This window comes from Pseudomonas sp. G5001, assembly GCF_013385475.1.
GTDB lineage: Bacteria > Pseudomonadota > Gammaproteobacteria > Pseudomonadales > Pseudomonadaceae > Aquipseudomonas.
In genome coordinates this window covers 1-12976 of the sequence record NZ_JACAPZ010000033.1, presented here as the reverse complement: position 1 = coordinate 12976, position 12976 = coordinate 1, and the positions used below count along the sequence as shown (strand labels likewise).

Sequence of the window (12976 nt, the reverse complement as noted above, 5' to 3'; positions counted from 1 at the left end):
GGAAGTGGCAATATCTCGCATATTATTGGCCGACATGCGCAAGCGGGCCAAGCCTTGAGTCTCTATCGTCGACAGCTCTCCCTGACACTGAAGGCGATTCTCGATGTTCTATCTATTACTGGCACTGTTCGGCTGCATGACCGGCGTAACCGCTGTGCTGTTCGGCTTCGGTGGCGGGTTCGTGGTGGTGCCGTTGCTGTACGGCATGCTCAAGCTCAGCCACGACGCGGGCGTGAGTGGATCAGCGATGCATATCGCGGTCGCCACCTCGACCTGCGTGATGATCGTCAACGCGCTGCTTGCCACCGGAAAACACCAGCGCAAAGGTAATCTGATTCGCCATTACCTGTGGCCGTTGGGCGGGTACATCGGGGGCGGCGCCGTGCTGGGGGCAGGGGCTGCAATGTTCGCCAGCGGCGATTTCATGCGGTACGCCTTTATCGCCTACCTGGCCATCACCATTGTCGATTGCCTATTACGCAGGGGCTTTCTCAGCCAGGACGACAGGCTCCAGCCACGACGCCTGAGCGGCGCGGAAGTGACGGGCGGCGGCATCGCCATTGGCCTGATCGCGACCTTCCTGGGGGTGGGCGGCAGCGTGATGACCGTGCCGCTGTTGCGCCGTTGTGGCTTGAGCATGTCCCAGTCCACGTCCATGGCTAATCCGCTGAGCGTGCCGGTGGCGCTGGCCGGTACGTTTACCTACATGCTCATGGCTGGATTCGCCAAGGTGCAATTGGGCACGTGGTTTGTCGGCTATGTCGATTTGCTGGCGTTTGCCATCCTCACCCTGGGTTCGCTGCTGGGCATTCGCCTGGCCACACCGTGGATCGGCCGCATCCCGGATGCACTGCATGCGCGGGTGTATATCGGGTTGTTGGGCGTGGTGATGGTGAGCATGCTGGTCTGACGCAAGTGGATTTTGCGTTCTTTTAGCCGCAGGCTAGGGTTACTTCTCTATTCAAAAGAAAGTGACCGGGGGAATATCATGTCCATCTCCGAAAGCGATTGGCAGAAGTTCAAAGTCCTCAGGGCATTGGCGCTTGAACGCTTTTACCTAGGCGTACTGGCTGATGCAAAGACCATCAGCGAGCGCGAAACGCTTTCTGCCGAGGCTCGGTACAGGACGCTGTATAGCCTCATCAAGGATCGCGATAACGATGTCGTCCGAATGTTTGATCTCTACAGTCGTTCGAAAGCCCGCGAGAGCCTTGCGCAAATGATCAGGCATGATTTGTTGAGTGATTCAGAGTTGTCGGTATTAAGCGAAGAGACATTGAGCGCTATCGGCTACGCGGTCAGGCAGCGTTACGAAATCGAGTGGGTTGCTGCACACGTACAAGGCGACTGAGTCTTGTCTTAGACTTCAGTCAGAATGTTCAGGAAATATCTTGATGCTTAGTTTTAATTGTACGCAGGCGGCTGGTAATTTTTTTAGCCGGGTTCACAAAGGCAAAAAAATTACCCCGGTTCAAAAACCGCCGACACAAGAGCGCCAGGGCGATGACCTGTACGCCGACCCTCATCAGTGGCTGGTCCATGCCGCGACGGTGCAACGTAAACATGTGCTGTTGGCGATACATCTGAAAACCCGCTATTGCATGCTGTTTTTTGATATGAAAAAAGCCGACGCCGATGGCTTCGTGCGCACCTTTATTAATCGGTGGATGAGTGGTGTTTTGGATCTCGCCTTAAAGTCTGATGTTTTGGATTTGGTTGATCCGTCTGTGCCTGAACAGCAATTCGTCAGTTTGGTCGAGTCGTACTCTCTACAGCAGCGGGGTGATCGGAGTGCGCAGACTCAAATCAACGAAATATTGCGGAGTTTTGAGATGGACGCAGAAGGCGTGGATCTTGTTGCAATGCCTTGGAGCGCTCTGCATTACGACGCTCGAATCAACCATACGCCTCGAAGCTTGAAAGATGTGAAGGGGCTTCATTTACCGGATGAGGAAATGCTGATTCACTGGTTGGTCACGGTAGGTGGCTTGGACCCTGCGGGCGCCGCACTTGCACGTGAAAAGTACCGTTTATTCAGCCGAAGGGCCTGACCTGGAATCGCATTACCGTTCTCCCAACCCCGGCGCCTCGCGAATAATCAGGTGATCGAGGTTCTCGATATTGGCACTGAACACCCCGAACGTCTGCTCGGGGTTTTTCTTGCTTGGCACCTGTTTCAGCTCCGGCGTCACCCCGTAGAAGAAGCAATACAGCACTCGATCACTGTCCACCGCGGCCTTGATCTGCTCCAGGAACGCCTTGCGCTTGCGGTAGTTCTCGATCAGTTTTTTGCTCAGGTAAACGTTGATGGAATAGGGCTTCTTGTCGAGCCAGGCTTTCTTTTCGAAGTCGATGCGAAAGCTGCTGGTGTAGTCCTTGATCTCCTTGATCTTGCCCCAGTAGATCAGGCCTTTGTTGTCTTGCAGGTATTCGATCTTCTTGAAAAACGTCCAGTAGGTCGCGGTGTGATCGCCGATCTTCAAGGGCATGCTTTTCAGCTTTTCCTTATCGCCGATATTCGACACGTAGCATTCCACGGGGTGGGCAAAGACGCTGGTCTTGTCCGGGGTGGTGTCGCTTGAGCTGTGAGACAAGGCGTTGCGGGTTGCCGGCGTTTTCGGTGGTTCTTGTGGGGTGCCAGCCTCAGCACCGATGACCGGCGTTTTGCGTTCGTACTGGCGCCGCGTCAGGACAAATTCCGACGGGAAATTTTCTTCCGGCCCGTCTTCAGCTTCGCCTTTTCCGGCATGGCGACTGGCGTACCGGCAACCTTCAATATGCCGGGTGCTGGGGATGTTCTTGAAGTGGGGCGTACGCAGGTAATTGGCGTTTTTTGCATTGAACGTGCCCAACACATTGCCCGCCGCAAACGCCGCCCGGCATTCGTCGTTGGGGCACAGGAAACTGTCCTTGTCGGAATCGAAGGCGGCGGTTTCGTCGAAATTCAGGTCGCGCACGTCATAGATCGACAGCTTGTCGTCGAGACTCAGGCTGTAGGCCGTGTCGAATTTCATGGGGCTCGGGTCCGTGAGAGATTTCGCTATTAATAGCGGGATATCGAGCAAATATCAGTAGAAATTACGCACGGACCACCACACGCCGGCCACTCAGGAAACACAAGGTGCCACCCACTGCCGTCAACCCGCTCAGTACATAGAACATCGAGGCGGGGGATGCATTGATCAGCAGGTAGCCGCAGATTACCGGGCTCAAGGCGCCGCCAAATGCCGCCAGGTTTTGTGCGCCGTAATAACTGCCGCGCAGGGCGTCCGGGGCGATGGTGTCGATAAACAGGAACTCGGACGGGTAGATGATCATCTCCCCGAGGGTGAACACAAACATCGCGACACACCACGACACCAGGCCGTCTGCCATGCTGAAGCCGATCAACCCGGCAATAAACAGCGAGGTGCCAAGCACGATCCAGTAGCGCAGTTGTTCACGCTTGAGGAAGCGGCCGATCTGGTACTGCATCAGGATCACCGTGATGGCGTTGCACGCCAGCACCGCAGAGAGGATTTTCAGCGCGTTCTCCGGCTTGTAGGCCACCAGCAGAAACTGCGACAGATAGAGGGTGTAGCGCCCGTGGACAATGGTGCTCAACAGGCTGCCGCTGGTAAACAGGATCAAGGTGCGATCGCTGCGCAGGGTCCTCAGGGTGCTGAGAAAACTTAAGGGTTTGTTGCTGTCGTCGCGCTGGGTCGGTGGGATGCCGATCATCAGGAACAGGCTGCCAAAGGCAATCGCGCTGGCGATCAGGAACGGTGCCAGGGGCATCTGCCCGGCAATCACCACGCCGAGCATCGGGCCGGTGGCGTAGCCGACATTGGTCAGGGTGTAGCGCAGGGAAAACACCTTGGCCCGCTGGCCCACCGGCAGGTTCTCGCTGATGATTGCCTTGGAGCCGATCAGGAACAGCGCCGAAGCGGCTTCGGTGATCACCAGGGTCAGGGTGGTCAGGTACAGGTTGCTGGCAAAGGTCAGCAACAAAAAACCGATGGAGCTGGAAAGCATCGCCAGGATCAGCAGCTTGCGCTTTTCCAGGCGGTCGATGATGTAGCCACCGTAGAGGCCCAGCAGGGTGGCGATGAAGACGGCGATGCCCATCAGCAAGCCGATGTCTTGCTGGTTGAGGCCCAGGCGGGTGCTCAGCAACAGGGCGAGCAACGGGCTGGTCATGGCGCGGCTGACGACGATGGTCACCGAGCAGATCATCAGGCGGCGGATTACCAGGGAGTACGTGGCCACGGTGGGGCGGATGTCCTTATTCTTTTTTCAAGGCGATGAAGATCCAGTGTGGGAGCGGGCTTGCTCGCGAATGCGGTGTGTCAGTGCCAACTGTACCGGCTGATCCACCGCATTCGCGAGCAAGCCCGCTCCCACATTTAGATCGAGTTACTGGCCGGCATTGATGCTGATTTTTTCCACCGCACCCTGCTCCAGATCCCACTTCTTCAGAATCTTGCCGTACGTCCCGTCATCAATCATGCCCTGCAACGCCTCACTGATGGCCGTGACCAACTCGGTATTGCTCTTCTCAATCCCAAGCCCCGTGAACTGCTTGGAAATCGCCAGGCCCACCGGCTTGTATTTACCTTTGTCCAGCGACATCAGGTAAGGAATGGTTTCACTGCCTTGCATCGCCGCATCCAGACGGTTCTGCTGCAACTGTGCCCGCGCATCCGCCGAACCCTCAGTGCCAATCACTACGATGGCTGGCTTACCGGCCTTCTCGCAGTTTTCCTTGCTCCATGCGGCAATTTCCGACGGCCAGGTCGTACGTCGGCTGGTGCCGACTTTTTTACCGCACAGGTCAGTCAATTCCTTGAGGTCTTCACGCTTGGCCAGGGTGTACAGCTGCGGGCCGCTGGTGAAGTAGTCGATAAAGGTCACCGCCTTCTGACGCTCGGCAGTGTCGGTCATGCCCGACAGCACAATGTCCACGCGCTTGGTGGTCAGGCCGCTGAGCATTTGTTCGAAGCCGGTTTCCTGCCACTTGATCTTCACCCCCAAACGCTCGGCCAGGGCGTTGCCCAGGTCAAAGTCCAGGCCGGTGAGCTTGTTGGTGGCGGTGTCCTTGAAATCCATCGGCGGGTAGTTCGGCACGATGGCCGCGCTGATCTCACCCTTGTCCTTGATCGCTGCCGGCAATGCCGCCAAAACCGAAGTGGAGGCCATCAGGCCTACGAGCAAACTTGGAAGAAACAGATTTTTCATGGGGGCGTTCTCGTTAGTTTTTTAGTTAAGTGCGAACGGCAGAAATAAAGCTTTGGGTACGCGGGTTTTGTGGGCTTATTAGAATTTCTTCCGGGCTGCCGGCTTCCACAATCTGGCCGGCATCCATAAACACCATGCGGTTGGACACTTCGCGGGCGAAGCCCAACTCATGGGTGACCACAATCATGGTCATGCCGGTGGTGGCCAAATCGCGCATCACCGACAGCACTTCTCCTACCAGCTCCGGGTCGAGGGCTGACGTGGGTTCGTCAAACAACATCAGCTTGGGGCGCATCGCCAGCGCACGGGCAATTGCAACACGTTGTTGCTGGCCGCCGGACAACTCCACCGGGTACGCATTGCGCTTGTCCGCCAGGCCGACGCGGGCCAACAACTCCAACGCATCCTCGGTGGCTTCCTTGGGCGAGCGCTTGAGCACCTGGCACGGGCCCTCGATGATGTTCTGCAACACAGTCATGTGCGGGAACAGATTGAAGCGCTGAAACACCATGCCGGTGGCCAACCGCTGACGGGCGATCTGTGATTCATTCAATTCGTGCAGCTTGTTGCCGACGACCCGGTAGCCCACCAGTTCGCCATCGACCCACAGGCCGCCCTTGTCGATTTTTTCCAGCTGATTGACGCAGCGCAGCAGGGTACTTTTGCCGGAACCGGACGGGCCGATGATGCACAGCACTTCGCCTTGTTCGACTTCCAGGTTGATGTCCTGCAACGCGTGATACTGGTCGTAATACTTGTTCAGGTTCACGGCCTTGACGATGCTTCTCATGGGCAAATCTCCTCAGTCAGGGCTTACGAACGCTTGCCGGCGCCGCGGGCAAAACGACGCTCGAGGCGGCTCTGACCGAATGAAAGAACAGTCACCACCGCCAGGTACCAGATGCCGGCAACAATCAGCAGCTCCATGACCCGGGCGTTGGCGTAGTAGATGTTTTGCGCGTTGTGCAGCAGCTCCGAGTACTGGATCACACTCGCCAGGCTGGTCATTTTCACCATGCTGATGAACTCGTTGCCTACAGGCGGAATGATCACCCGCATCGCCTGGGGCAGAATCACCCTACGCAGCGCCTGAAGGCTCGGCATGCCGATCGACTTGGCGGCTTCGTACTGGCCGGTGTCCACCGACAACAGGCCGGCGCGCACCACTTCAGCGGTGTAGGCACCCTGGTTGATGCTCAGGCCGAGGAGGGCGGCCACGAACGGCGTCATCAGGTCCACGGTGTCGATGCTGAACAGGCCGGGAATCGCGATCACCGGGAAAATCAGCGCCAGGTTGAACCACAACAGCAGTTGCAGAATCAGCGGCGTACCCCGGAACAGCCAGGTGTAGGTGATGGCCACGTAACGCAGGATCGGGTTGGCCGACATGCGCATGATCGCCGTGATCACCCCGATCACCACCCCCAGCGCCATGGCCAGGATCGACATGATGATGGTGTTCACCAGGCCCCAGATGATCGCCTCGGACGTGAGGAACTGACCGATGTAGGACCATTCGATCTGGCCGTTGGCGAATGCACGCAGCAAGGCAGCCAGTGCGATCACGATCAACGTGGCAAAAAACATCCGCCCGTAATAGCGACGCGGCACATGCTCGTACTGGGTGATATCGAACTGGTTCTCGGTCTGCTGGCGCTCGGCTTGCAAGCGCTCTGCCGGGGTTTGTTTCATGGTGACTCTCCAAAACAACTGAATACACTGATGATCGTTCCCACGCTCTGCGTGGGAATGCATCCCGTGACGCTCCGCGTCACCACCTGCATTGGCGGCAGGACGCGGAGCGTCCAAGGCGGCATTCCCACGCAGAGCGTGGGAACGATCTTTAACCCTGTAGGAGCGAGCTTGCTCGCGATGGTCGTGAACGATAACGCTGGAAACCTGACACCCAGCGGCGTTCTTGAGTTTTTCGCGAGCAAGCTCGCTCCTACAAGTGAAGCTGTCTCAAATCCGAAAACCGGTGTAACTCTGTGCCCACTCTTGCTGCACAGCCAACGCAGTCTTCAACCGCCCAATCTGCTCCCTTACCCGCTCCGGTGCCGTCCCACCCCAACCACTGCGCGCCGCAATCGCCGCTTCCAGGGTCAGGCACTCACGCACTTGCGGCGTCAGCCGCGTATCCACCTCTGCCAACAACGCCGGCGAGGCTTCCCACAATTCAATTTCATGCTTCTCACAGGCCTGCACCAAGGCACCGGTAATCTCATGGGCCTCCTTGAACGGCACACCACGAGTGGCCAGCCAATCCGCCACCTCAGTTGCCAATGTGAAACCCATCGGCGCCTGACGCCGCAGCTCTTCCACCTGCACCTTCATCGTCGCGACCATCCCGGCCATCGCCGGCAGCACCAGCAGCAACGTATCCACGCTGTCCAACACACTGTGCTTGTCTTCACTCAAATCGCGGTTGTACGACAGCGGCAACGACTTGAGCGTGGACATCAGCCCGGTCAGGTTGCCAATCAGCCGCCCCGCTTTACCCCGCGCCAATTCGGCAATGTCCGGGTTCTTCTTCTGCGGCATGATCGAGCTACCGGTGGCGTAGGCATCGTCCAACTGCACCCAGCGAAACTGCCGCGACGACCACAGGCAAAACTCCTCCGACAGCCGTGAAATATTCACCCCGAGCATGCCCGCCACAAACAGAAACTCCGCCACGTGGTCACGACTGGCTACAGCATCAATCGAGTTTTCGCACGGCCCGGTGTAACCCATCTCCTTGGCCGAATGCTCCGGCTGGCGCGCAATCGCCGAGCCGGCCATCGCCGCAGCACCCAACGGCGACAACGCCGTACGCGCATCCCAGTCCACCAGGCGCTGCACATCCCGCAGCATCGATTGCGCATGAGCCAACAAGTGATGGGCGAACACAATCGGCTGCGCCTGCTGCAAATGGGTGAAGCCCGGGCAGATGCTCTCGATATGCTGCTCGGCCTGGTCCACCAGCGCCTGCTGCAAGCCCAACACCTCGGTGGTGATGGTGCGCGCGTGGTCTCGCAGGAACAGGCGCAAATCGTTGGCCGTCTGGTCATTGCGCGAACGTCCGGCGCGCAACTTGCCGCCCAGGGCGCCCAAACGCTCGGTCAACACCCGCTCGATGAAGGTGTGCACATCCTCGTCATCCAGCGTCGGGTGCAGGCGGCCAGCGGCAAAGTCCTCACCGATGCGGTCCAGCGCTTCCAGGGTGCGCAAGGTTTCCGACTCATCCAGCAACCCGGCGCGCTGCAACTCACGGGCATGGGCCCGGGAGCCGGCCAGGTCGTAGGGCGTCAGGCGAAAATAGTGCTCGGGGCAACGGGACAGCGCCGCCAAAGCAGCAGACGGGCCGGACTTGAAACGAGCACCCCAGAGGCGATCGGTGGGCTGAGACATGGTGTTCCTCACGCTTGTTTTTAGAAGTGACAAGCCCGATGGACGTGGCTTGGCCTTATGGATTCGGAGGGCAGTAGCAAAACGAAAAGTCCTGATCGTAGTGTCAGGTTTTTAGGGGCGTTAAATCAGCCGGTAAAAGCTGTTCAACCCGCTATATTCAAGGTTGCCAAGGGCGGTTAAGTATGTTCATTATTGCCGCCCGGCGATGTTCATGGAGTAGGTCAAAGCCTGTTGAATATGGCACTTGAGGTCAACACGTATTATGGAAACCCCACTTTCCAATTCTGGAAACATACCGCCAAAACCCGGCACAAGACCGCCCCTGCAACTCAGCGGCCTGGATTTCAAATTGCTGCGGGTGTTCAAGGCTGTGGTCGAAGCGGGCGGCTTCAGCGCGGCGCAGAACGAGCTGAATGTGGGCTTGGCGGCGATCAGCAAGCAGATTTCCGACCTGGAAATTCGCATCGGCATGCGCCTGTGTACGCGAGGGCGGGAAGGGTTTGGCCTGACCGAAGAAGGCAAATTAGTCTATCAAGCGTCCATTGAATTATTTGCCTCGGTAGACAGTTTCAGAGACAAGCTTAGTTCGGCACAGAATGAACTGATCGGCGACCTTAGTGTGGGCGTTATTGATAACACCGTCTCCGACGTTAATTCACCATTGATTAACGCGCTGGGAAGATTACATACAGAGTCGCCAAAAATAAGATTACGTCTACATGCCTCGCAACTGGACGAAGTTGAACGGGGCGTGGTGGAAGGGCGGCTGATTGTCGGCATCGTCCCGGTGTACCAGCGGCGGGAAGAATTCGATTATTTCCCGCTATACGAAGAAAAGTCCCACGCGTACTGCGCCGTCGGGCATCCGCTGTTTGAAGCGAGTGGCATCAACGCAGATGTGTTGCGCCAGCATGAAGTGGTCAACCATCGTTACGCGATCCACAGCGACAAGGCCAACTTCGTCAGCTACGACAGCCAGTCCGCCTCGGCCTCACAGGTAGAAGCCGTCGCCATCCTCATCCTCACCGGCCGCTTCCTGGGCTTCCTCCCCGAACACTACGCCGCGCCGCTGGTGAGGGAAGGGCGCCTACGCGTGTTATGCCCGGAGCAGATCCACCTGAGCACACCATTCAACCTCATCCTGCGCCACAACGCCCCACGAAGCCCGCTGGTCAAAGCCTTCGCAACGGCACTCGGCGTGGATCTCAAAGCGCCAATCTAACGAATTCCCACCACCCTAAGAACCTACAGAGATCCCCTGTGGGAGCTGTCGAGCCCCAGCGAGGCTGCGATGGGATCAACTCGGTCTACCCGCAGACCCTATCCACCCGCATCACCGCCGCAACTTGCCCAACTTCTTCTTCGCATGAAAATGCGCTTCCTGCGCCGCTACCAACAGCTACTGTTCGGCTACGCTCGTCGGGTAGCTGCTATAGAGCTATGCAATAGAGCACCTGCAAACTATCATTCTTACCTGTCTTCCCATGCCTAGAGAGGTGTTCCTTATGTCTACTGGAACGATCTTCACTAATAACCGTACACAAAATATCCGCATCCCTGCTGACATGCGTTTTCCCGCTGGGGTGAAAACTGTAGAGGTGCGTGCCGTGGGGCGCGAACTGATTATTTCGCCGGTTGAAAACACTTGGGACAGCTTTTTCCTTGCAAGCGAATCGGTATCTGATGATTTTATGGAGGAGCGCGCCGACCAAACCCAGCAAGAGCGAGAGTCCTTTGATGATTAAGTACATGCTTGATACGAACATCGTGATCTACATCATCAAGCGTCGGCCTATGGAAATACTGGAAAAATTCAATGCGAATGTAGGTCGTATGGTGATCTCTTCGATCACCCTTGCGGAATTGATGCACGGGGCCGAAAAAAGCCAGTTTGTTGAGAGAAATACTCGGGCGGTGGAGGACTTCATCTCCCGGCTTGACGTCATTCACTACGATGACAAGGCCGCTTTTCACTACGGCTCGATCCGCTCCGATCTCGAAAAGAAGGGCACTCCAATCGGCGTAAATGACCTGCACATCGCGGGCCACGCCAGAAGCTCAGGATTGGTCTTGGTGACTAACAACGAAGGTGAGTTCAAGCGAGTGAATGGCTTGATCGTGGAAAACTGGATCGCCGCCTAAGGCAGTCAATCCAGCGCACACAGATAGGTCGTCCAGGCGATTCAGCGTTGCTTGATTCGTTTCTTCTTCGCATGAAAATGCCGAAAATGCGCATCCTGCGCCGCCGCCAACAACTCCCGATCCCCGCGCGTATCACCCCAGGCCCTGAGCCGATACTCCCCCAGATCCCCATAAACCGCCTCAAGCCGAAGCACCTTATTCTCACACCGGCAATTATTCCCGGTGAGCTTGCCCGTCAATACTCCGTCAACCACCTCAAGCTCAGTGCCTATCAACTTGATCCCAAGCCGATCCGCAAACGGCTGCAATACCAACGCTGGCGATGCCGAACACAGCGTCACCACGGCCCCGGACTTCACCTCATCGGCCACCGATTGCAGCCCGGTTGGGCGCATCAGCTTGTTCCAATACGCCTGGCAATACGCTTCCGCTTTCTGCTGAACCCACGCCTTGTCCACGCCGGTCATAAAGGTGCGGATCAACTGCGCCTTGAGCTCATCACGGCTAATCACGCGCAACACAAACTGCGCGCCAGGTACGGCCAGCTTCACCATCCTGCGCACGAATTCGCCTTTACCAAAGGCGAACTTCAGGAACGGCACGAAGCTGTCGTGGTGGGTCAGGGTGCCGTCGAAGTCAAAGACGGAGAGTACTTTGGCATCCAAGGGGCCGGATTCGAGCATGTCTGGGTTCACGGGCGGGTCTCGGTCCTATCTCGTAATTTTGGTAATACATCAGTTGTGACCACAGAAGTTTACTCTTCTTTCAATCTTTCGATTTTCGAGTAAAGCCCTTTGGTGAAGTCACCGCGGTCACTTGATCGGTGACAACGCTGATGGCAATTCGGGCACAAGGCTACAGCATTGGTGATGCGATCCGAACCCTTCTGGGCGAGGTGCTTGACGTGATGTACTTCAAGAAATGGCAAGCCATCCACTTCGAAGGGAGCGTTTGAACCGCAGCCTTCGCAAATGCCATTGGCCTCATTCAATACCCAAGCGCGTACTTTGGGATCGCGAACAAAAGCCGTACCGACAATGGACACTTTCTGTGGCTTCGCAATTCCGTCCGGCACCTTCTCGATGGGCTGCTGCAGTAGCTTGGAGGCTCGGCGGACGAGGATTTGTTCATCTGCAGTTTGCGCTGTTTCATCTGATTCAAATATACGAAGGGCAGTGAGGGCTTTGCGAATCTGTTGTTCTACTCCCGAGCCCACGTTATTTGCAGGTTTGTACCCCTTGATCCGATACAGGCCCATTTGGACCAGAACCGCAGAGATATTCTGCATGCGAAACTCGATGGAGCCTTCTGTACGACCTGCGATTGGTCCCTGACGTAGCAATCGGTTTTCATGGGCTTTATTAAAGGGTTGGCCGCTCTTCTCCAACGCCAACATCTTCAAGTAGGTCTCGACTGCCGCGGCTAATTCCTCGTCGCTCCAGTCGATGCTGTCTTTTGTAATATCCATACAGTCGCCGAGGGTAGAAAGTCCTCGGACGATACTGAGTGGCCACTAGCACGTCTACGAAATTTCCTACGAGACTGTAGGATTTGGCACTCTGCAAATACAAAAAAGCCCTGAACAAGTCAGGGCTTTTCAGTTGGCTAAGGAATCAATCCCAGCTCAGCGCGCCGCCAGTCTGGTACTCGATCACACGGGTCTCGAAGAAGTTCTTCTCTTTCTTCAAGTCCATGATCTCGCTCATCCAAGGGAACGGGTTAGTCGTCCCTGGATACTCTTCCTTCAACCCAATCTGCGACAGACGACGATTCGCGATGAACTTGAGGTAGTCCTCCATCATCGCCGCATTCATCCCCAGCACCCCACGCGGCATGGTGTCACGCGCGTATTCGATCTCCAGCTGAGTCCCTTGCAGGATCATCTGGGTCGCTTCTTCCTTCATCTCGGCATCCCACAGGTGCGGGTTTTCGATTTTGATCTGGTTGATCACATCGATACCGAAGTTCAGGTGCATCGACTCATCCCGCAGGATGTACTGGAACTGCTCGGCCACGCCGGTCATTTTGTTGCGACGGCCCATGGACAGGATCTGGGTAAAGCCGCAGTAGAAGAAGATGCCTTCCAGGACGCAGTAGTACGCCACCAGGTTGCGCAGCAGCTCTTTGTCAGTCTCAACGGTACCGGTTTCGAACTTCGGATCGGAGATCGAACGGGTGTACTTCAAGCCCCAAGCCGCTTTCTTCGCGACCGATGGAATCTCGTGGT

At 56.8% G+C, this 12976-nt stretch carries 15 protein-coding genes; 6 read left to right on the top strand and 9 right to left on the bottom strand.

Going from position 1 to position 12976, the window contains the following annotated elements; all coding sequences use genetic code 11:
- Positions 1-103 precede the first annotated feature (103 nt).
- The 3 genes from HX805_RS24520 (at position 104) to HX805_RS24510 (ending at position 2051) form a co-directional block, all read left to right on the top strand.
- Complete coding sequence (locus HX805_RS24520; RefSeq protein ID WP_177117363.1) at positions 104-910, top strand: sulfite exporter TauE/SafE family protein; 807 nt, start codon at positions 104-106, stop codon at positions 908-910.
- Positions 911-988: 78 nt separating this feature from the next.
- Entirely contained in the window at positions 989-1351 is a 363-nt protein-coding gene (locus tag HX805_RS24515; protein WP_177117362.1) for a hypothetical protein, read from the top strand.
- A gap of 43 nt (positions 1352-1394) precedes the next feature.
- Positions 1395-2051, top strand: a complete 657-nt coding sequence (locus HX805_RS24510) for a hypothetical protein (protein ID WP_023659241.1) — start codon at positions 1395-1397, stop codon at positions 2049-2051.
- A 12-nt stretch (positions 2052-2063) separates the two neighbouring features.
- On the opposite strand, the gene HX805_RS24505 is transcribed toward HX805_RS24510, so the two are convergent.
- From HX805_RS24505 to argH, 6 genes are all read right to left on the bottom strand, one after another.
- Positions 2064-3014 (bottom strand): hypothetical protein, encoded by a 951-nt coding sequence (locus HX805_RS24505; RefSeq protein ID WP_177117361.1) that lies wholly within the window; start codon positions 3012-3014, stop codon positions 2064-2066.
- A gap of 64 nt (positions 3015-3078) precedes the next feature.
- Entirely contained in the window at positions 3079-4248 is a 1170-nt protein-coding gene (locus HX805_RS24500) for an MFS transporter (protein ID WP_003211499.1), read from the bottom strand.
- Positions 4249-4395: 147 nt separating this feature from the next.
- Entirely contained in the window at positions 4396-5217 is an 822-nt protein-coding gene (locus tag HX805_RS24495; protein ID WP_177027673.1) for an ABC transporter substrate-binding protein, read from the bottom strand.
- Between the two features lie 25 nt (positions 5218-5242).
- On the bottom strand, positions 5243-6007 hold the full coding sequence (locus HX805_RS24490; protein WP_003211502.1) for an amino acid ABC transporter ATP-binding protein: 765 nt from the start codon (positions 6005-6007) through the stop codon (positions 5243-5245).
- A gap of 23 nt (positions 6008-6030) precedes the next feature.
- Positions 6031-6909 (bottom strand): amino acid ABC transporter permease, encoded by an 879-nt coding sequence (locus HX805_RS24485; RefSeq protein WP_003211504.1) that lies wholly within the window; start codon positions 6907-6909, stop codon positions 6031-6033.
- A gap of 270 nt (positions 6910-7179) precedes the next feature.
- Complete coding sequence (argH, locus tag HX805_RS24480) at positions 7180-8607, bottom strand: argininosuccinate lyase (protein WP_177117360.1); 1428 nt, start codon at positions 8605-8607, stop codon at positions 7180-7182.
- Positions 8608-8869: 262 nt separating this feature from the next.
- On the opposite strand from argH, the gene HX805_RS24475 reads away from it, so the two are divergent.
- The 3 genes from HX805_RS24475 (at position 8870) to HX805_RS24465 (ending at position 10749) form a co-directional block, all read left to right on the top strand.
- Complete coding sequence (locus HX805_RS24475) at positions 8870-9829, top strand: LysR family transcriptional regulator (protein WP_177117359.1); 960 nt, start codon at positions 8870-8872, stop codon at positions 9827-9829.
- Between the two features lie 283 nt (positions 9830-10112).
- Positions 10113-10352: a type II toxin-antitoxin system VapB family antitoxin gene (gene vapB, locus HX805_RS24470; protein ID WP_008432930.1), complete on the top strand. Its 240-nt coding sequence runs from the start codon at positions 10113-10115 to the stop codon at positions 10350-10352.
- Positions 10345-10749: a type II toxin-antitoxin system VapC family toxin gene (locus HX805_RS24465; RefSeq protein WP_008432929.1), complete on the top strand. Its 405-nt coding sequence runs from the start codon at positions 10345-10347 to the stop codon at positions 10747-10749. The genes vapB and HX805_RS24465 overlap by 8 nt, the downstream gene beginning before the upstream one ends.
- Before the next feature lie 41 nt (positions 10750-10790).
- On the opposite strand, the gene HX805_RS24460 is transcribed toward HX805_RS24465, so the two are convergent.
- The 3 genes from HX805_RS24460 to HX805_RS24450 all read right to left on the bottom strand — a co-directional run.
- Positions 10791-11432 carry an HAD-IB family hydrolase gene (locus tag HX805_RS24460; protein ID WP_177117358.1) on the bottom strand — a complete coding sequence of 214 codons (642 nt, stop codon included), beginning with the start codon at positions 11430-11432 and terminating at the stop codon, positions 10791-10793.
- Between the two features lie 71 nt (positions 11433-11503).
- Entirely contained in the window at positions 11504-12217 is a 714-nt protein-coding gene (locus HX805_RS24455) for an HNH endonuclease signature motif containing protein (protein WP_003211515.1), read from the bottom strand.
- Between the two features lie 145 nt (positions 12218-12362).
- On the bottom strand, positions 12363-12976 hold a 614-nt coding region (locus HX805_RS24450), incomplete at its 5' end, for a ribonucleotide-diphosphate reductase subunit beta (RefSeq protein ID WP_177035193.1).